The organism is Roseateles sp. UC29_93 (genome assembly GCF_042695725.1).
GTDB classification, from domain to species: Bacteria; Pseudomonadota; Gammaproteobacteria; order Burkholderiales; family Burkholderiaceae_C; genus Roseateles; species Roseateles noduli_A.
Genome location: NZ_CP170545.1, coordinates 6,137,278 through 6,153,887, shown reverse-complemented (window position 1 = coordinate 6,153,887; position 16,610 = coordinate 6,137,278). Strand labels below are relative to the sequence as shown.

Below are 16,610 nucleotides of genomic sequence, written 5' to 3'. Positions count from 1 at the left end.
CCTAATTTGCATGTTTATCCGTGGAAACCCGAAGTAACTTCGTCGTTTTTCCACCATGGAAGCTGCGATTCCTGTTGTCCAGGGTTTGCGAGAGCTTGGATCGTGATCTAGTTTTAGTACAGAATTCTTTCAGAACGTTGGGTACCGTCGTTCAAACAGGAGACAAACAAATGAAGACATCGCACGCCTCGCGCGAGTTGTTCCGGGTGCAGCCCGTCGCTGCCGGTTGCCTGATGACGCTGGCCCTGATGGCCGGCGCCGCGCACGCACAACAAGCCCAGACTGAAGCTGACCGGCAGGCCGCCGAGAAGGCCGCCGCGGACCGCCAGCTGGAAACCGTGACCGTCACCGGCATCCGCCGCGGCATCGAGGCCGCGATCTCGGTGAAGAAGAACGCCGACTCCATCGTCGAGGCCGTGTCGGCCGAAGACATCGGCAAGCTGCCCGACGTGTCGATCGCCGAGTCGATCGCGCGCCTGCCCGGCCTGTCGGCCCAGCGCGTGGCCGGCCGCGCGCAGGTGATCTCGGTCCGCGGCCTGTCGCCGGACTTCGCGACCTCGCTGCTCAACGGCCGCGAACTGGTCTCCACCGGCGACAACCGCAGCGTCGAGTTCGACCAGTACCCGTCCGAGCTGCTCAGCGGCGTGGTCGTCTACAAGACGCCGGACGCCGGCCTGGTCGGCCAGGGCCTGTCGGGCACGATCGACATGCAGACGGTCCGTCCGCTCAACTTCAGCAACCGCGTCATCACGCTGAACGCGCGCGGCCAGCGCAACTCGCTGGGCTCGGCCGCCAACGCCAGCGCCACCGGCAATCGCCTGAGCGCCAGCTACATCGACCAATTCGCCGACCGCACCATCGGCGTGTCGCTGGGCTACGCGCACCAGGAGACGCCGACGCAGGAAGAGCAGGTCGGCCTGTACGAGCCCTGGGACACCTCGGCGCGCACCGGCCTGGCCGCGGGCACCTACAACTCCGGCGGCATCAAGGCACTGCGCCGCACCGGCAAGACCGAACGCGACGCGCTGATGGGCACGGTCGAGTTCCGCCCGACCAAGAACTGGACCAGCGTCGTCGACGGCTTCTGGACCAAGGCCAAGGCGGTGGACACGGCCAACCAGTTCGAGATGAGCATGACCTGGAACGGCGCTGATACCCTCAATCCGCCGCCGGCGCTCAACTGGTCCAACCCGACGGTCAACGCCAACGGCACGCAGACCGGCGGGACGCTGCTGAATGCCTACCCGCTGGTCCGCGGCATGTACAACAAGCGCGATGACAAGATCGTCGCCACCGGCTGGAACAACAAGCTGAAGTTCGAGAGCGGCCTGTCGCTGACGGCCGACGTCAACTATTCGCGTGCGACCCGCAACGAGATCAACCTCGAGAACAACACCCAGCTCAGCCGCGCGGGCGGCTGGCCGGTGGATGACGTCAAGCTGGCCTTCAGCTCGGGCGACTTCTCGCAGATCATCCCGGGCCGGAGCTACGCCGATCCGAAGCTGCTGTACCTGCAGAACACGATCTACGGCTCGGGCTACGGCAAGACGCCGAGCGTCAAGGACGAGCTGACCGGCTTCAAGCTGGTGGGCAACCTGCCGGCGCCGGCGGCGGTGAACGGCTGGTTCTCGGACTTCGACGTCGGCCTGAACTACGCCGACCGGTCGAAGAAGAAGCGCCAGCCCGAAGGCGCGATCAACGTCGGCGCGCAGGGCGATACGCCCATCGGACCGGAATTCCAGTACAGCCCGGTGGACCTGAGCTTCGCGGGTCTGGGCATGATCCCGGCGTGGAACGTGCCGGGCGCGGTCGGCCGCTACATGACCTTCAACCCGACGGACACGGAGAGCTACCTGATCTCCAAGGCCTGGGACGTGAAGGAGAAGGTGGCGACGGTGTTCTTCAAGGGCAACATCGACTCGACGGCTTTCGGCATCCCGATGCGCGGCAACATCGGCCTGCAGGTCGTGCACACGGACCAGTCGTCGCAGTCGAACTACTTCGACGGCACGGCCCCGGCGGGCCAGCAGGTCAAGCCGCTCAACGGCGGCAAGAAGTACACCGACTACCTGCCGGCGCTGAACCTGGCGTGGTCGCTGACGGATGACCAGACGCTGCGTTTCGCCGTCGCCAAGCAGATGGCCCGCGCGAAGGTGGACCAGCTGCGCTCCGCGCTGGACTTCGGCGTCGACGCGACGACCGGCAAGCCGGGCGCGAGCGGCGGCAACCCGGAGCTGGATCCGTGGCGTGCCAACGCGGTCGACCTGTCCTGGGAGAAGTACTTCGGCTCCAAGGCCTACGTGTCGGTGGCGGGCTACTACAAGGACCTGCGCAGCTACATCTACACCCAGGGCAACGACCGCTACGACTTCTCGCGCTTCGTCGCCGGCTACACGCCGCAGCCGGGCCAGCCCGACGCGCAACTGACCGGCACCTACACCGCGCCGTACAACGGCCAGGGCGGCAAGCTGCGCGGCATGGAGCTGACGGCCTCGCTGCCGTTCAACCTGTTCAGCAAGTCGTTGAACGGCTTCGGCATCGTCGCGAGCGCCAGCTTCAACAGCAGCAACATCGAGATCAAGGATCCCGAGAGCGCGAGCAGCGTGGGATCGGGCTTCATCACGCTGCCGGGGCTGTCCAAGCGCGTGTACAACCTGACCGCGTACTACGAGGCCAACGGCTTCGAGGCCCGCATCAGCCAGCGCAAGCGTTCGGACTTCATCGGCGAGATCGGCAACTTCAACGGTGCGCGCACGCTGCGCTACGTGGTCGGCGAGAGCATCGTCGACGCGCAGATCGGCTACAACTTCACCGAGGGTCCGCTCAAGGGACTGGGCCTGCTGGCGCAGGTCAACAACCTGACCGACGAGGCCTACCGCACCTACGCAGCAACCAAGGACCGGCCGCTGGAGTACATCAAGTGGGGGCCGGACCTACCTGATCGGCGCGACTTACAAGTTCTGATGAACGACTGAGCCGCCGTGCCCGATCGGGTCCGGTTCAGCGAACGATGCAGCCCCGTCCGGCGTGAGCCGGGCGGGGGCTATTTGTTTGTCGATCGTGTCCGCGCATCTCCGGCGTTTGGCACGCCGTGTACACGATCGACCAGCAATCAGCGGTCGGCGGTTTTCGTCGCTACAAGTCGAGCCACGTCCTTCGTCAAGCGCTCCGCTACATCGCGTGCAGAAGTGAAGCGTTGACGGTAGTCCTCGAAGACGTCCCGAGGCCATTTCCCCTCAGGACTTCCGTCGCCAAACTTATGAGGGGCATCGACTAGTCATTCAGAGAACGCAAGCTGTGGCACGGTGTTCACACCACTTTCCTCCAACCAACATATACGTTGGTGAAATGGCGCTTTCACTCACACGTATGTGATGTCAAAGAACACACCAGTCAAAGAGCAGATGCCTCCGGCGGTGCTCGCGCACTTGCGTGAGCTCGGAGAGAACCTAGCGATCGCGCGCAAGCGAAGAGAAGAACCGATGAAGAGTTGGGCGCAACGGATCTGCGTGTCGGAGCCGACGCTCGCGAGGATGGAGCGCGGCGATCCGACGGTGTCGATGGCCGTCTACGCCACTGCGCTTTGGTTGATCGGTAGAGACTCTGCGTTGCCAGGACTTGCCGCACCGGAGTGCGACCGGGGCGCTCTTGAAGCCGCCGTCCGCGTGGCCATGAAGCGATCGGTACGAAAGCGGACGACCATTGACGAGCGCCTTGCTCGCATGCCAATCAAGGCGCCGCCCTGAATCGCATCAATCCCCCACCAGCACCCGCCCCGACATCGGCCCGATCTCGATCAACAGCTTGCCGTTCGTCGCCGCCTTCATCGGCGCGCCGGGCGTCATTGCATCGATGAACGGGATGCCGCGCAGCGCGGCGGGCAGCGTGAGTTCGACGCGCATCGGCTCCGAGGCGTTGTTCATCGCAACGATCGCGTTGCGCTGGCCGTCCTGGCGCAGCAGCACGATGACGTGTTCGTCAAGCCACAGCGGCGCCGACAGGGTGCCGTGCCGCAGCACCGGCTGCGCGTGTCGCAGCGCCACGAGGCGCTTGAACTGGTCGCGCAGCGCGAGGTCCGGCTGGCCGCCCTCGTCGGCCCACGGATACGGCGCACGGTTGTACGGGTCCTCGCCGCCGCCCAGGCCGACCTCGTCGCCGTAGTAGATCGTCGGCGCACCCGGATACGTCATCTGGAAGAAGACCGCCAGCAGCAGGCGGCGTTTGCCGTCGGCGATCTTCTCCGGCGGGCTGTCGTCGCGCACGCCGAAGTGATGCAGCGCGCGCGGCTGGTCGTGCGATGACAGCAGCGTCATCGACGCGAACAGCGAAGGCGCCGGGTAGGACTCGCGCAGCAGCTCGAGGTTCTGGTAGACGCGGTCCGCCGGCGCGCCGGCCGCGTAGTCCAGCACCGCGTTGCGGAAGATGTAGTTCATCGTCGCGTCGAAGGTGTCGCCGAGGAAGAACTTGCTCGCGTCGAACCACGTCTCCGCGATCGTCAGCGCGCCGGGCTGGTGGCGCTTCACTGCGACACGCCAGGCGCGCCAGAAGTCGTCCGGCACCCACGGTGCCACGTCCATGCGCCAGCCCGCCGCACCGCGATCGAGCCAGAACTGCATCACGCCGTCCCGGCCGAAGGCGTAGTCGCGGAATGCGCGGCTGGACTTGTCGAGTTCGGGCAGATCCTTGATGCCGATCCAGGCGGCGTACTGCTCGTCGGGCTGGCTCCTGGAAAGATCGAACTTGAACCAGCTCGCATACGGCGAGGCGGGATTGGGCTTGCCGTTGTCGAAGGCGCCGCCGGCGGGGAAGTTGCCGAAGCGGTTGAAGTAGGGCGAGTCCGCGCCGACGTGGTTCAGCGAGGTGTCGGGGATCACGCGCAGGCCGCGCTTGCCCGCCTCGCTGGTCAGGCGTTCGAAGTCGGCGTTGCTGCCGAAGGCCGGATCGATGCGCTTGTAGTCGCCGGTGTCGTACTTGTGATTGCTGGCGGCCTGGAACACGGGTGTCAGGTAGAGCGCGTTGGCGCCGAGGTCGCGCAGATCGTCGAGCTTCTCGATGATCCCGGCGAGGTCGCCGCCGAAGAAGTCGTTGTTGTAGACCGCATCGGAGCCGTCGCCGCTGCCGGGCTTGTACGGCCGGTCCAGCCAGCGCGGGTGACGCTCGATGCCGTGGTCCTGGTACTTCGCCTGGCCGAGCTGCGGGTCGTTGCGCTTGTCGCCGTTGCGGAAGCGCTCGGGGAAGACGTAGTAGTAGACGAGATCGCGGGCGAAGTCCGGCACGGCGAAGTCGGAGGCATGGATCGTCTGCCGGTAGCGGCGGATCGAGAACGGCCCCTTGGCATCGGGGCCCTCGGGCAGCGGGGCGATGGCCGCGGGGCCCATCGAGCCCTTCTCCTTGGTCCAGTAGATGGCGTCAGCATTGTTCTGCACGACGTAGCGCGCGCCGCCGATGGTGGCGATGAAGTAGTAGCCGTAGACCCCTGGCGATCCGAAGCGATGGCGCGCCTGCCATCGATCGCGACCGGCGGCGACGCCGGCCTTGTGCAGCGGCACGCGGGCTTCTTCGGCGTAGGCGATCAGGTCCTCATTGCCCTCGACGCGTCGGCGCTCGATCACAAGCTCGAGCTTGTCGACGCCGGGCAGGGCGGTCAGCTGGAAGTCGATCCAGGTCTTGGCGGGTAAGGCGCCGAAAGGCTTCTTGAATTCGACGAGGCGTGAGTCGTAACGCAGGCTGGCCGCGATGGGCGGCAGGGCGGGCATCGAGGCCGAAGAGGCGGGAGAGGCCGGCGCCTCCGCGGCCTGCGGCGCGGGCGCCTGGCCGGACGCAAGCAGCGGCATCAGCAGCGCGATGCACGACACGCGGCGGGAAAGACGAGGCAGGGCTTTCATGGGTCAACGCTACCGCGAAGCGATGCAGATGGATGCTGGTGTTCCTCCGCATCCCGGGTGGTCATGCGCCCGACTTGTTGTCGATCGGATCGCATGAACTTGCGCCTCCGGCCAGCCGACTGACGTGCCCTCATCGCTGGGTCGTCTCGAAGTTCTCTTTGAAGGAGTGCAATCGCCATGAAACCGATCAATGACGCGCAGCGCGCGATGACTGAGCCTATCGCTGCCTACGGACCAAAGAGCGGGATCAAGCCGCATCTGGTCGGGCGGAGCAGCGCCGCGCCGATCCGCAATCCGTGGGAGGTGACCTTCGGACTACCGGGTGTCAACGGGTCCGCGCAAGCATCGCGCCAGCCCGGATCCGGAAGATCATCAACTGGTTCCAGTCGGCCGCGCTGAAGCTCAACAACAGCAGCGAAAGCGTTGCTCCCGCCACCGCACGCGACGTCGGGAGCAAGTCCAGTGGGCGCTGGTCGGAGGTGCGGTCATGGCATTGGCCGGCCATGTACAACGACTGGCGCTCGCCTGCCATCGACCGGGGCGCGGAGCGCCGCGGGTACATCGACTCCCACTACTTCGATCCGAACACCGGCGCTTCGGTGTCCTCGCGGCATCGCTTCAAGCGCTCGGTCGCGGAGATGACGCAGGGGATGGCCAGCGCCGCGCCGCAGGAGGGTTTCGGTGGCGGCGCGCCCGACGCCTGGGCATCGACATCACGGCTCGCGCCGATGCTCGCCGCTCAGACCTGATCGAGCGCGCGCTCTGGCCGGCGCGGCGGCGCCGGCCTCAGTTCCCGCTCGCCGCGCCCGACGCCGGCGTCGCGCCCGTTGTGCCGGTCGTGCCGGTTGTGCCTGTAGGCCCCGTCGCCCCCGTCGCCTTCCTCCAACTCGCCAGCGTGTTGGCGAACTCGATGACCGCCATCGCGTAGTAACTGCTCTGGTTGTAGCGGGTCACCGTGTAGAAGTTCTGCGTGCCCGCCACGTACACCGGCGCGGCGCCGCCCATCTGGAGTTCGATCAGCGCCAGCGGTCCGGTGTGCGCGCGGCCCTGCGGCGACAGCTGCGCGCCGACCGATTCGAACTGCCGCGCGTCCAGCTGCGGCAGCACGTCGCTGATCAGCAGCTGGGCCCGCGCCGCCGTGTCGTTGGGCACCTGCACCTCGTAGTGCGTCGGCATGCCGCGCTGCCAGCCGTGCTCCTTCAGGAAGTTGGCCACGGAGCCGATCGCGTCGACGGGGCTGTTGACCAGGTCCACGTGGCCGTCGCCGTCGAAGTCGATCGCGTAGCGGCGCCAACTGCCCGGCATGAACTGGCCCCAGCCGATCGCGCCCGCGTACGAGCCCTTCATCGACATCGGGTCCAGGCCGTTCTCGCGCGTCAGGATCAGGAACTGGCGCAGTTCCTCCCGGAAGAACGGACTGCGGTCGCGCGCACCCGGCGGCAGCGGCGAGGGGTAGTCGAAGCTCAGCGTCGCCAGCGCGTCCAGCACGCGGAAGCCGCCCATGATGCGGCCGTAGAAGGTTTCCACGCCGATGATCGACGCGATGACTTCCGCCGGCACGCCGTAGGCGGCCTCGGCGCGCGCCAGCGCCGCCTCGTGCGTCGCCCAGAACGCGAGACCCGCCTGCAGCCGTTGCGGCTCGACGAAGCGTTGCCGGTAGGCGCCCCAGTCCTTCGCCTGTCCGGGCGGTCCCGGGAGGATCAGCCGCTGCACCGTCGGCTGCGGACGCGCCAGCGCCAGCACCGCGCGCAGTTCCTCGCGCCGGTAGCCGAGCGACTCGGCCTGCGCATCGGCGAAGGCCATCACATCGGCGCGATCGCCGTACTCCGGCAGCACGGCCGGCTTGCGCGCGGGTTTCTTCGCCGCCTTCTTCGGGGCGGCCTTCGATGCGGCCTTCGACGCGGCATGCGGGGCCGCCTGCGATCCGGCCGGTGCCGGCGACTGCGCCATCGCCGGCGTCGTCGCCAGCGCGGCCATCAGCGGCGAGGCGGTCATCGCGGTCTGCAGGAGCGTGCTCAGGAACACGCGACGGGGAGAGGAACTGCGGGTACGGCGGAGGGCGGTCATGCGGGCGGTCTTGCGAACGGGAGCGCGCGGGGCGCGGCGGTGATGCAGGGACGCGGAGCGGCGGATCGGGAGGAGAAACGGCAGCGGAAGGAAAAGCGGAAGGAAATCGGATCAGCGGATCAGCGGGTCAGGCCTTGCCGGAGCTCGGCGCATTGCGCCGCGAACAGGCGTTGCCATTGTGACGTGGCCGCGGCCAGGTCCTGGCGATAGCGCTGCGCTTCCAATTGCAACAGCGACGCCGCCACGGCCTCGGCTTGCGCACCATGGCGTTCGACGAGCGAGGCCGCCCAGCGGCGCGGCGTCTCGTCGTCGCGGGTCGGCAGGCCGAGCCGATCGAGCTCGCGCCGCACCCGCAGGCGCTGGCGCGACCACGGGTCGTGCGGCCGCCGCTGCCACGCGGCCACGCCGGCGCCGATCACGGCCGTCGCCGTCAACAGCGCGCCGGCGACCTGTCCCAGCGTGGTCCAGTCGGGGTTGTCGAAGCCGAGCCGCTTGAGCAGGCTCATCTGGTCGCCGGTCGAGAAGTTCAGCACCGACTGCTGCCAGCGGTTGTTGAGCCGCTCCCAGACGGCGCGCAGGTCCGTCAGCAGGCCGGGGCGCAACTGGTCGAGCGCGCCCGTGAACAGGCCCGGTTCCGGCCGCAGCGGCCGGCCCTGGACGCGCTCCGGCGCGACCGCCGCGGTCGGGTCGGCGCGCTGCCAGCCGCCCGAGGGCGACCAGAACTCGGCCCAGGCATGCGCCTGGCTCATGCGCACGATCAGGTCGCCGTCCTGCAGGTTGGGGTCGGCGCCCTGGAATCCGGTGACCACGCGGGCCGGCACGCCCGCCGCGCGCATCAGCACGACGTAGGCGGACGCGAAGTGTTCGCAGAAGCCGAGCTTGCGATCGAACCAGAATTCGTCGATCGCGTCGGGCGTCGTCTCGCCGTAGACGCCCGGCGCCAGCGTGTAGCCGAAGCCGTCGCGGCGGATCTGCGTCAGCAGCTCCCGGTTCACCGCCTGGGCGAGCGCGTCCTCGTCCAGCGTGGCGAAGCGCTGGTTCAGCGACGCGCCGTAGGCCCGGGCGCGCGGATTGACGCCCGGGGGGCAGGCTCAGCGATTCATTGCGGTCGGCCCGGCCGAGGCGGGTGCTCGGCGCGGCGCGCGGCCACGCCTCGTGCCGGAAGCGCAGTACCTCGGCGACCGGCAGCGGCACCTGCCACTGGCCCTGCGGCGCGCGGGTCGCGGTCAGGCGTCCGAGCGGCAGCCGTGCCCCACTGGCACCGGGACTGAATTCGAGCAGCGGGATCGCGGTCACGCGCAACGGATCCATCGTGACCTCGTAGCGGAACACGGGCCCTTGGAGCGCGGGCGCATCGTCGCCGGGCGACCAGGTCACGCGCGGCGTCGTCCAGGTCTTGCCGTCGAAGCGCGTCAACACCTGCGCGCGGAAGTACAGCTGCGGCTGGGGCGGCGGCGCGCCGTCGAAGCGCAGGCGCATGGCGATGGTGTCGTCGACGGCAACGTCCGCGAAGGCGCCGAAGCTCATCGAGTCCGACAGCCCCGTGCGCGCCCCCGAGTCCTTGGGCAGTCCCCACAGCGGCGGGAAACGCGGGAAGAGCAGGAACAGCGCCACCATCACCGGCAGCCCGATCAGCGTGTTGCGGGCGGCGATGCGCGCGGCGAGTTTCAGGCTGGGGACGCCCTGCGGCATCTGCGCCAGCACCAGCGCCGACAGCAGCGCCCAGACGCAGGCGATCATCCAGATCGCGATCAGCGGCGACTGCGAGTACAGGAACTGCGTCAGCACCAGGAAGAAGCCGAGGAAGAAGACGACGAAGGCGTCGCGTCTGGCGCGGAGCTCGAGCGTCTTCAGCGCCATCAGCATCGCGAGCATCGTGATGCCCGCTTCGCGGCCAAGGATGGTCTTGTGCGTGGCGAAGGTCAGGCCGACGACGAGCGCGAGCACGGCCAGCAGGCTCCAGCGTCCGGGGAGCGCCTCGCTGCGCCAGGCCAGTCGCGCGCGCCAGCCGAGCATCAGGGCGGTGAGCAGGCTGCACCACCACGGCAGATGGCCGGCGTGCGGGACGAGCGTGGCCGCGATGATCGCGAGCAGGAACAGCGTGTCGCGCGCTTCGCGCGGCAGGGGGCTGCGGTGCTTGATCGAGCCGCCTGCGGCGGCGGTCGGAGGGGAAGGAGGCGCTCATCGCGTCGGCGTCCGCATCGCGGGTCTCGCGGCGGCGGTTCAGGGGAGTTGCTCGGAAGGACGCAACGTAGCACAGGTCAGGGTGACATTGGGGTCAGAGGATGTAGGTCGGAAGCCGCCGTGGCCGTCGCGCGTTCCACAGCATCCAGACCGACAGGCAGGACATGAAGGCGGCGCTGGCCTGATAGCTGTGAAGCAGGGAGAAGTTGTCTCCGGCGACCAGGGGGTAGATGGCCAGCCCGTCCAGGGACCCGCCGAAGGCCAGCGAGACCAGCACGTCGTAGGCCAGGTGCAAGGCCATCGCGCCGAGCAGTGATCGACTCCATAGATAGAAGGATCCGATCATGACGGCGCCCAGGGCCAGGTGAAGCGCGGCGCGCAGATCGAGCGGCGGACCGAACAGGTGGAGGTAGACGAACAGCAGGATCTGCAAGACGAAGGCAGGCGCTCTGCCGATGACCGGTCCGAGCCGGTCCAGGACGAGGAATCGACAGAGCAGTTCTTCGGACACCGCGGCATGGAATGAGAGGCCGATCAGGTAGAACCACTGGACGTCGCGCGTGTCGTGGGGGATCCATCTGACCGCACCGAACGTCGCTCCCACGATCATCGATGCGACGAGGCCGATGGCCATCAGCACGCCGAGCGGAACGGCACACCGGCAGGTTCGGCCGCTGGTCAGTCTCCCGAGGAGTACGCGGCCGAAGAGGAGGTAGACGATGGACAGGTCCAGCAGGGACGTCAGCACCGACGCGCCCAGCGGCGCGTGGATCGACGGGACCTGGAGGATGTTCAGGCAGATCCACAGGCTCAACCTGTAGGTGACATGGCCGATCAGGTAGAGGCCGAGCAATACCCGCGCCATGGAGGCTGTGCGTTGACGGAGAGTCATGACGCACAGTCTTGCGGGGTCGGGTCTTGCTGGCTATGGCAGATGAGGGTCAACTCTGCGGCAAGTCCCACAGGATTGAGCCAAGCCACCCACTGATTCCTGTGGTCGCGACGCTGCCAGCATGGCCCGACGCCGCAAGCTCGAACTACTCCTGGATCAGCGCCAACGCTTCCATGCACACGCGGAAGTGATCCGGTCCGAGGTCCGGCTCGATCGCGATGTCACGCAGCCTGAGGCCGTAGGGCAGGCCCTCTTCCTCTGCCCGCTGCACCCAGGCCGTCAAACGCGACACGCGTTGTTCGAACGGCAGGCCGCGTGTGGCGGCGAGGTCCAGCCATTGCTCGCTGGCGCGGCTGCCCAGGCGCTCGCGCACCAGCAGCGACGCGCCGCCGCCGCTGCCCGACGCCGGCTGCGGTTGCGCCAGCGCGAGCGCCGATTTCTTCCACAGGATCTGTCGCGGCGAGTCGCCGTGCCGGTAAGGCCGCAGCCCCGGATCGTCGCCCAGGCCCGGCTGGCCCTGGCCTTGCGGCAGACCTTCCTCGACGGCCGCGGCCGGCGGCGCGTCGAGCTCCGGCGCCGGATAGACCCAGGCCTGCGCCGCCGGGCGCCAGTAGCTCCAGGTCACGAACAGCCCGAAGGGGAATTGCGATTCGATGCGCAAGCGCGGCAGCGCATGCCGGCCTCGCGTCGCGAAGCTCAGTTGGAGGTGGAGCTGCGCATGGCCCTGCGCCGGAACATCGGCGTAGGCCGTGTCCGCCGCCTTGGCGTCGGGCAGTCTCAGGCCGACGCCGAAACGCGCCGCGCCGGTGTTGTGCAGCCGAATGTCCAGCGCGAGCGGCTGGCCGGCGGAGGTCGCGGGCGGTGTCTTCAGGTCCAGCTTCAGGCCGCGCAGGTTGGCGTGCGTCGCGTTCATCGACGCCATGCCCGCGCCCGCCAGCACGAAGGTCAGCAGGTAGCCCAGGCTCAACTGGTCGTTGATCGAGGCCAGCAGCAGCACCAGCAGCGTCGCGACGAACGCGGCGCCCGGGCGGCTGGGAATGATGTACAGGTTGCGCTGCGTCAGCGCGGTCGTGTCGCTGGCCGGGTGGCGGCCCTGCCACCACTTCTCCCAGCGCCGCTGCCACGGCCAGCGCACCGTCGGCAGCTTCAGCGAGGGGAGCTTCCAGGATGGAACGCGCATGGCGGTATTGGGCGACGGTGTGGGCTGCGGTAGACGGTCGGCGGCGGCGGTCGGGATCGCGGCGTCGCGATCAGGGCAGCGGCACCGCGGCCATCATCGCGCGCACCTGTTCGCGCGCGCCCCGCGCGCTGCCGCCGCGCGGCCGCAGCCGGTGCGCGATGGTCTGCGGCAGGATCGCCTGCACGTCGTCCGGCGAGACATAGTCGCGCCCGCTCAGCAGCGCCTTCGCCCGCGCCGCGCGCAGCAGCGCCAGACCGGCGCGCGGGCTCAGGCCTTCCTGGAACCATTCGCCGGAACGCGTCGCCTCCAGCAGCGCCTGCAGGTAGTCCAGCAGCGCCGGCGAGACATGGATGGCCAGGACCGCGCGCTGCAGCTCGCGCAGCTGGTCCGGCGTCATCACCGGCTTGAGCGCGCGCAGCAGCTCGCGGCTGTCGCCGCCCATCAGCAGCTCCCGCTCGGCCTGCCGGTCCGGATACCCCAGGCTGATGCACATCAGGAAACGGTCCAGCTGCGACTCCGGCAGCGGATGCGTGCCGAGCTGCTCGCTGGGGTTCTGCGTCGCGATCACGAAGAAGGGCAGCGGCAGCGGATGCGTCGTGCCGTCGACGCTGACCTGGTACTCCTCCATCGCCTCGAGCAGGGCGCTCTGCGTCTTCGGGCCGGCGCGGTTGATCTCGTCGGCCAGCAGGACCTGGCTGAACACCGGTCCGGGGTGGAACTGGAAGGGATTGCCGCCGGCCGCCTGCGCGCCCGGCTGGTAGATGTTGACCCCGAGCAGGTCCGACGGCATCAGGTCGGTCGTGAACTGCACCCGCGAGAAGCGCAGCCCCAGCGAGATCGACAGCACATGCGCCAGCGTCGTCTTGCCGACGCCGGGCAGGTCCTCGATGAGCAGGTGGCCGCCGGCCAGCAGGCAGGCCAGACAGTCCTCCGTCTGCGCCTGTTTGCCCTTGATGATCGTGCTAATCTGCCGGCGCAGGTCGGTCAGCGGCTGGGAGGCGAGGGTCGGAGCGGCGGAACTCATCGGCGCACGATATCTCAGAATCCCTTCGCTCCGACGAAGCTCCGAACATGCCCCGACCATGTCCACCGCCTTCATCAGCCACCCCGATTGCCATCGTCACGACATGGGCGCCGGTCACCCGGAATGCCCGCAGCGCCTGGGCGCGATCGAGGACTGGCTGATCGCGCACGGCGTCGACGTCGCGCTCGACCGTCATGAGGCGCCGCGCGCCGAGCTGCAATCGCTGGAGCGCGCGCATTCGGCCCGCTACGTCGCGGAGTTGAAGGCGGAACTCGAGGCGCTCGAGTGGCAGGCGAAGCAGGGCGTGCCCCATCCGATGAAGGCGCTCGATCCCGACACCACCGCCAACGCGCACACCTGGGCCGCGGCGCTGCGTGCGGCGGGCGCGGCGGTGCACGCGACCGATCTGGTCGTGGACGGCCGGGCCGAGAACGCCTTCTGCGCGGTGCGTCCGCCCGGCCACCACGCGACGCGCGACCAGGCGATGGGCTTCTGCTTCTTCAACAACGTGGCCGTCGCGGCCCGGCATGCGCTGGACGTGCGCGGCCTGGACCGTGTCGCGGTCATCGACTTCGACGTCCACCACGGCAACGGCACCGAGGACATCCTCGCCGGCGACGATCGCGTGCTGATGGTCAGCATCTTCCAGGACCCGCTGTATCCGTACTCCGGCACCGAGCCCAAGGGCGCGAACATGCTCAACGTGCCGGTGCCGCCCTACACGCGCGGCGCCGAGGTGCGCGAGATGATCGAGTCGCTCTGGATGCCGGCGCTGGAGCGCTTCAAGCCGCAGATGATCTTCGTCTCGGCCGGCTTCGACGCGCACCGCGACGACGATCTGGCGCAGCTCGGCCTGGTCGAGGCCGACTACGAATGGATCACGCTGCGCATCATGGACGTGGCCCGGCGCCACGCGAAGGGCCGCATCGTGTCCTGCCTGGAGGGCGGCTACGACCTGGGCGCGCTGGCGCGCAGCGTCGGCGTGCACCTGCGGACCTTGGCCGGGATCTGAGCCGGTGCCTCGGTCTTCTTCCGCAAGCCCCCGCCGCGCGCGCTTGCCGCACGCGCTCGCCGCACGAGCCGCACGAGCCGCACGAGCCGCGCTCGCCGCACTCGTCACGCACGGGCGACCACCCAGCATTCCCCTCGACTGAACGACCCGGCCCGCGCCGGATGCCGACTTGATCTCCTCCTTGAACGCCACCTTGGGTACCACCTCTTCCCTGAACCACACGCTGAGCCTGCGCGAGCTGGAGTCGCTGCTCACCATGCTGGCGCGGCCGCGCGCGCTGATCGAGGTCGGCCTGGTGCTCGCCTGCCTGGCGCTGTCCTGGCTGATCGTCTACCGCATCAGCAAACACGTCACGTCGGCACCCGGCCACCATTCGGTGCTGCTCGGTCACCGCGTCTTCGACGGCGTCCTGTTCCCGGTCATCGCGCTGCTGCTGGCGCTGGGCGCGCGCCGGCTGATGCCGTTCATCGGCGAGCCGGTCGCGCTGTTCCGCGTGGTGATCCCGGTGCTGCTGTCGCTGGTGGTCATCCGCCTTGTCGCGCGCGTGCTGCGGGCCACGATGCCCGATTCCATCGGCATCAAGCTGCTGGAGCGCAGCGTGTCGTGGGTGGCGTGGCTGGGATCGATCCTGTGGATCGTCGGCCTGCTGCCGATCCTCATCGACGAACTCGACGACTACAAGCTGGGCTTCCTGCCGAAGAACGCCAGGGGCGAATCGACGACGGTGTACGACCTCCTGATCGGCGTGCTGCAGGTGGGCGCGATCATGCTCGTGGTGCTGTGGTTGTCGTCGGCCATCGAGTCGCGCCTGCTGCGCGGCAAGTCGGTGCTCGACCTCTCGATGCGCAAGATCGCGGTCAACCTGACGCGCACGGCGCTGCTCGTGGTCGGCGCGATGGTGGCGCTGAACATGGTGGGCCTGAACCTGAGCGCGCTGTCCTGGCTGGGCGGCGCGGTCGGCGTGGGCCTGGGCTTCGGGCTGCAGAAGATCGCGGCGAACTACGTCTCCGGCTTCATGATCCTGGCCGAGCGTTCGCTGCGGATCGGCGACATGGTGAAGGTCGACAACTTCGAAGGCCGCATCAGCGACATCAAGACGCGCTACACGGTGATCCGCGCGCTCAACGGCCGCGAGGCGATCGTGCCCAACGAGTCGCTGATCACGACGCGGGTGGAGAACCTCTCGCTCGCCGATCCGCAGGTGAACGTGTCGACGGTGGTGCAGGTGGCCTACGGCACCGACGTGGACGCGCTGTTCCCGCAACTGATCGAGGAAGTGAAGCGCGTCCCGCGCGTGCTGTCCGAGCCGTCGCCGTCGGTGTCGCTGAGCAACTTCGCCGCCGACGGGCTGGAGCTGACCATCGGCTTCTGGATCTCGGATCCGCACAACGGGCAGGGCGGCGTGCGCTCGGACGTCAACCTGGCGATCCTGCGGCTGCTGAATCGGTTGGAGATCGATATTCCGTTCCCGCAGCGGGTGGTGCGGACGATTGCCGAAACACCGACGGTGCCGGAGGGGGCCGGGCGAGGCGCCTGAGTCGTTGTGCCCGTCCCGACCCGACCCGTCCCGTCCCGTCCCGTACGCGCCGCGGTCAGCGCCCGCCGCTTGACGCCACCTGCGTCCCGTGCCGCGTCAGGTAGCTGTGCAGCGCGGCGAGGTCGTCGTCGGTGAGCTCGCGCAGCGATTCGAAGGGCATCACCGCGATCGTCGAGCCGTCCGGGCGCTGGCCGCTGCGCATCATGCGCGCGAAGGTCGCCGCGTCGCCATAGCGTGACGCCATCGGCCCGGAGGCGTCGGCCAGGTTCGCCGCTTCCGGCCACGAGGGCGGCGCGCCGGGAATGCGGCCGCCTTGCAACTGCTCGCCGTGGCAGCCGATGCACATCGCCGCGAGGTAACGACCGTGGGCCACCGTGCGCCCCGCGGGGACCGGCGCTTCCGGCGCCAGCGTGTGGTCGATGCGCGAGGCCGCGTCCGGTATCTGCCCGAGGCCGTAGAGCACGCGCACCGGCAGCGGCAGCTGCATCTCCGCCGGACCGCCGCGCGCTTGCGGCATCGAGCGGATGTAGGCCACCAGCGCGCCGACGTCCTCATCGGTGAGGCGGTTGTAGTCCTGGCTCGGCATGATCAGCAGCGGCGTGCCGTCGGGCTTCACGCCGTGCCGCAGCGTGCGCTCCCAGTCGGCCGGCGTGTAGCCCATCGTGACGCCGCCGGGGCCGGTCGTCAGGTTGGGACCGGCGACGCGCATGCCGTCGTCGTCGATGAAGCGGCGCCCGGCGCCATTGGCGCCGTGGCAGTCGACGCAGCCGCGCGTCGCGTACAGGTAGCGGCCGCGCGCCCAGGCTGGCCGCATCCGCCGGGATGGGCA

The 16,610-nt window shown here is 68.8% G+C and carries 12 protein-coding genes and 1 pseudogene; 5 read left to right on the top strand and 8 right to left on the bottom strand.

Annotation, left to right across the window (positions count from 1 at the left end):
• The first annotated feature begins 170 nt into the window (after positions 1 to 170).
• Positions 171 to 2,975 (top strand): TonB-dependent receptor, encoded by a 2,805-nt coding sequence (locus ACFJIX_RS28505; protein ID WP_377156154.1) that lies wholly within the window; start codon positions 171 to 173, stop codon positions 2,973 to 2,975.
• Positions 2,976 to 3,374: 399 nt separating this feature from the next.
• A complete protein-coding gene (locus ACFJIX_RS28500; protein WP_377156152.1) occupies positions 3,375 to 3,746 on the top strand; it encodes an XRE family transcriptional regulator in 372 nt (123 codons plus the stop codon).
• Positions 3,747 to 3,752: 6 nt separating this feature from the next.
• Here ACFJIX_RS28500 and ACFJIX_RS28495 read toward each other — a convergent pair whose 3' ends face one another.
• Positions 3,753 to 5,885 (bottom strand): glycoside hydrolase family 13 protein, encoded by a 2,133-nt coding sequence (locus ACFJIX_RS28495; protein WP_377156151.1) that lies wholly within the window; start codon positions 5,883 to 5,885, stop codon positions 3,753 to 3,755.
• Positions 5,886 to 6,388: 503 nt separating this feature from the next.
• Between ACFJIX_RS28495 and ACFJIX_RS28490 the strand changes: the two genes are divergently transcribed.
• The gene (locus tag ACFJIX_RS28490; RefSeq protein WP_377156149.1) at positions 6,389 to 6,634 is read left to right on the top strand and encodes a hypothetical protein; all 246 of its coding nucleotides are present in this window, start codon (positions 6,389 to 6,391) and stop codon (positions 6,632 to 6,634) included.
• A gap of 37 nt (positions 6,635 to 6,671) precedes the next feature.
• Here the strand turns inward: ACFJIX_RS28490 and mltB are convergent, their stop codons facing one another.
• The 6 genes and pseudogenes from mltB to ACFJIX_RS28460 all read right to left on the bottom strand — a co-directional run bounded on the left by mltB (position 6,672) and on the right by ACFJIX_RS28460 (position 13,232).
• A complete protein-coding gene (gene mltB, locus ACFJIX_RS28485) occupies positions 6,672 to 7,835 on the bottom strand; it encodes a lytic murein transglycosylase B (protein WP_377162031.1) in 1,164 nt (387 codons plus the stop codon).
• 236 nt (positions 7,836 to 8,071) lie between these two features.
• A complete protein-coding gene (locus tag ACFJIX_RS28480; protein ID WP_377156147.1) occupies positions 8,072 to 8,947 on the bottom strand; it encodes a transglutaminase-like domain-containing protein in 876 nt (291 codons plus the stop codon).
• Between the two features lie 253 nt (positions 8,948 to 9,200).
• Positions 9,201 to 10,001, bottom strand: a pseudogene (locus ACFJIX_RS28475) (DUF3488 domain-containing protein); the annotation flags it as partial.
• Between the two features lie 229 nt (positions 10,002 to 10,230).
• The gene (locus ACFJIX_RS28470; RefSeq protein ID WP_377156145.1) at positions 10,231 to 11,028 is read right to left on the bottom strand and encodes a CPBP family intramembrane glutamic endopeptidase; all 798 of its coding nucleotides are present in this window, start codon (positions 11,026 to 11,028) and stop codon (positions 10,231 to 10,233) included.
• A 145-nt stretch (positions 11,029 to 11,173) separates the two neighbouring features.
• Positions 11,174 to 12,208, bottom strand: coding sequence for a DUF58 domain-containing protein (locus ACFJIX_RS28465; protein WP_377156143.1), 1,035 nt, complete (start codon positions 12,206 to 12,208; stop codon positions 11,174 to 11,176).
• A 70-nt stretch (positions 12,209 to 12,278) separates the two neighbouring features.
• The gene (locus tag ACFJIX_RS28460; RefSeq protein ID WP_377156142.1) at positions 12,279 to 13,232 is read right to left on the bottom strand and encodes an AAA family ATPase; all 954 of its coding nucleotides are present in this window, start codon (positions 13,230 to 13,232) and stop codon (positions 12,279 to 12,281) included.
• Positions 13,233 to 13,290: 58 nt separating this feature from the next.
• Here ACFJIX_RS28460 and ACFJIX_RS28455 point away from each other — a divergent pair, with 58 nt between their 5' ends.
• Together ACFJIX_RS28455 and ACFJIX_RS28450 are read left to right on the top strand one after the other, a co-directional pair.
• Positions 13,291 to 14,244 (top strand): histone deacetylase family protein, encoded by a 954-nt coding sequence (locus ACFJIX_RS28455; RefSeq protein ID WP_377156139.1) that lies wholly within the window; start codon positions 13,291 to 13,293, stop codon positions 14,242 to 14,244.
• A 169-nt stretch (positions 14,245 to 14,413) separates the two neighbouring features.
• Positions 14,414 to 15,781, top strand: coding sequence for a mechanosensitive ion channel family protein (locus ACFJIX_RS28450; RefSeq protein ID WP_377156138.1), 1,368 nt, complete (start codon positions 14,414 to 14,416; stop codon positions 15,779 to 15,781).
• A gap of 55 nt (positions 15,782 to 15,836) precedes the next feature.
• Here ACFJIX_RS28450 and ACFJIX_RS28445 read toward each other — a convergent pair whose 3' ends face one another.
• On the bottom strand, positions 15,837 to 16,595 hold the full coding sequence (locus ACFJIX_RS28445) for a c-type cytochrome (protein ID WP_377156136.1): 759 nt from the start codon (positions 16,593 to 16,595) through the stop codon (positions 15,837 to 15,839).
• Positions 16,596 to 16,610 lie beyond the last annotated feature (15 nt).

What these genes read in the sequence shown, in the direction of transcription:
- ACFJIX_RS28505 (WP_377156154.1), top strand. Translation starts at nt 171, where the DNA reads ATGAAGACATCGCACGCCTCGCGCGAGTTGTTCCGGGTGCAGCCCGTC.
- ACFJIX_RS28500 (WP_377156152.1), top strand. Translation starts at nt 3,375, where the DNA reads ATGTCAAAGAACACACCAGTCAAAGAGCAGATGCCTCCGGCGGTGCTC.
- ACFJIX_RS28495 (WP_377156151.1), bottom strand. Translation starts at nt 5,885, where the DNA reads ATGAAAGCCCTGCCTCGTCTTTCCCGCCGCGTGTCGTGCATCGCGCTG.
- ACFJIX_RS28490 (WP_377156149.1), top strand. Translation starts at nt 6,389, where the DNA reads ATGTACAACGACTGGCGCTCGCCTGCCATCGACCGGGGCGCGGAGCGC.
- mltB (WP_377162031.1), bottom strand. Translation starts at nt 7,835, where the DNA reads ATGGCGCAGTCGCCGGCACCGGCCGGATCGCAGGCGGCCCCGCATGCC.
- ACFJIX_RS28470 (WP_377156145.1), bottom strand. Translation starts at nt 11,028, where the DNA reads ATGACTCTCCGTCAACGCACAGCCTCCATGGCGCGGGTATTGCTCGGC.
- ACFJIX_RS28465 (WP_377156143.1), bottom strand. Translation starts at nt 12,208, where the DNA reads ATGCGCGTTCCATCCTGGAAGCTCCCCTCGCTGAAGCTGCCGACGGTG.
- ACFJIX_RS28460 (WP_377156142.1), bottom strand. Translation starts at nt 13,232, where the DNA reads ATGAGTTCCGCCGCTCCGACCCTCGCCTCCCAGCCGCTGACCGACCTG.
- ACFJIX_RS28455 (WP_377156139.1), top strand. Translation starts at nt 13,291, where the DNA reads ATGTCCACCGCCTTCATCAGCCACCCCGATTGCCATCGTCACGACATG.
- ACFJIX_RS28445 (WP_377156136.1), bottom strand. Translation starts at nt 16,595, where the DNA reads ATGCGGCCAGCCTGGGCGCGCGGCCGCTACCTGTACGCGACGCGCGGC.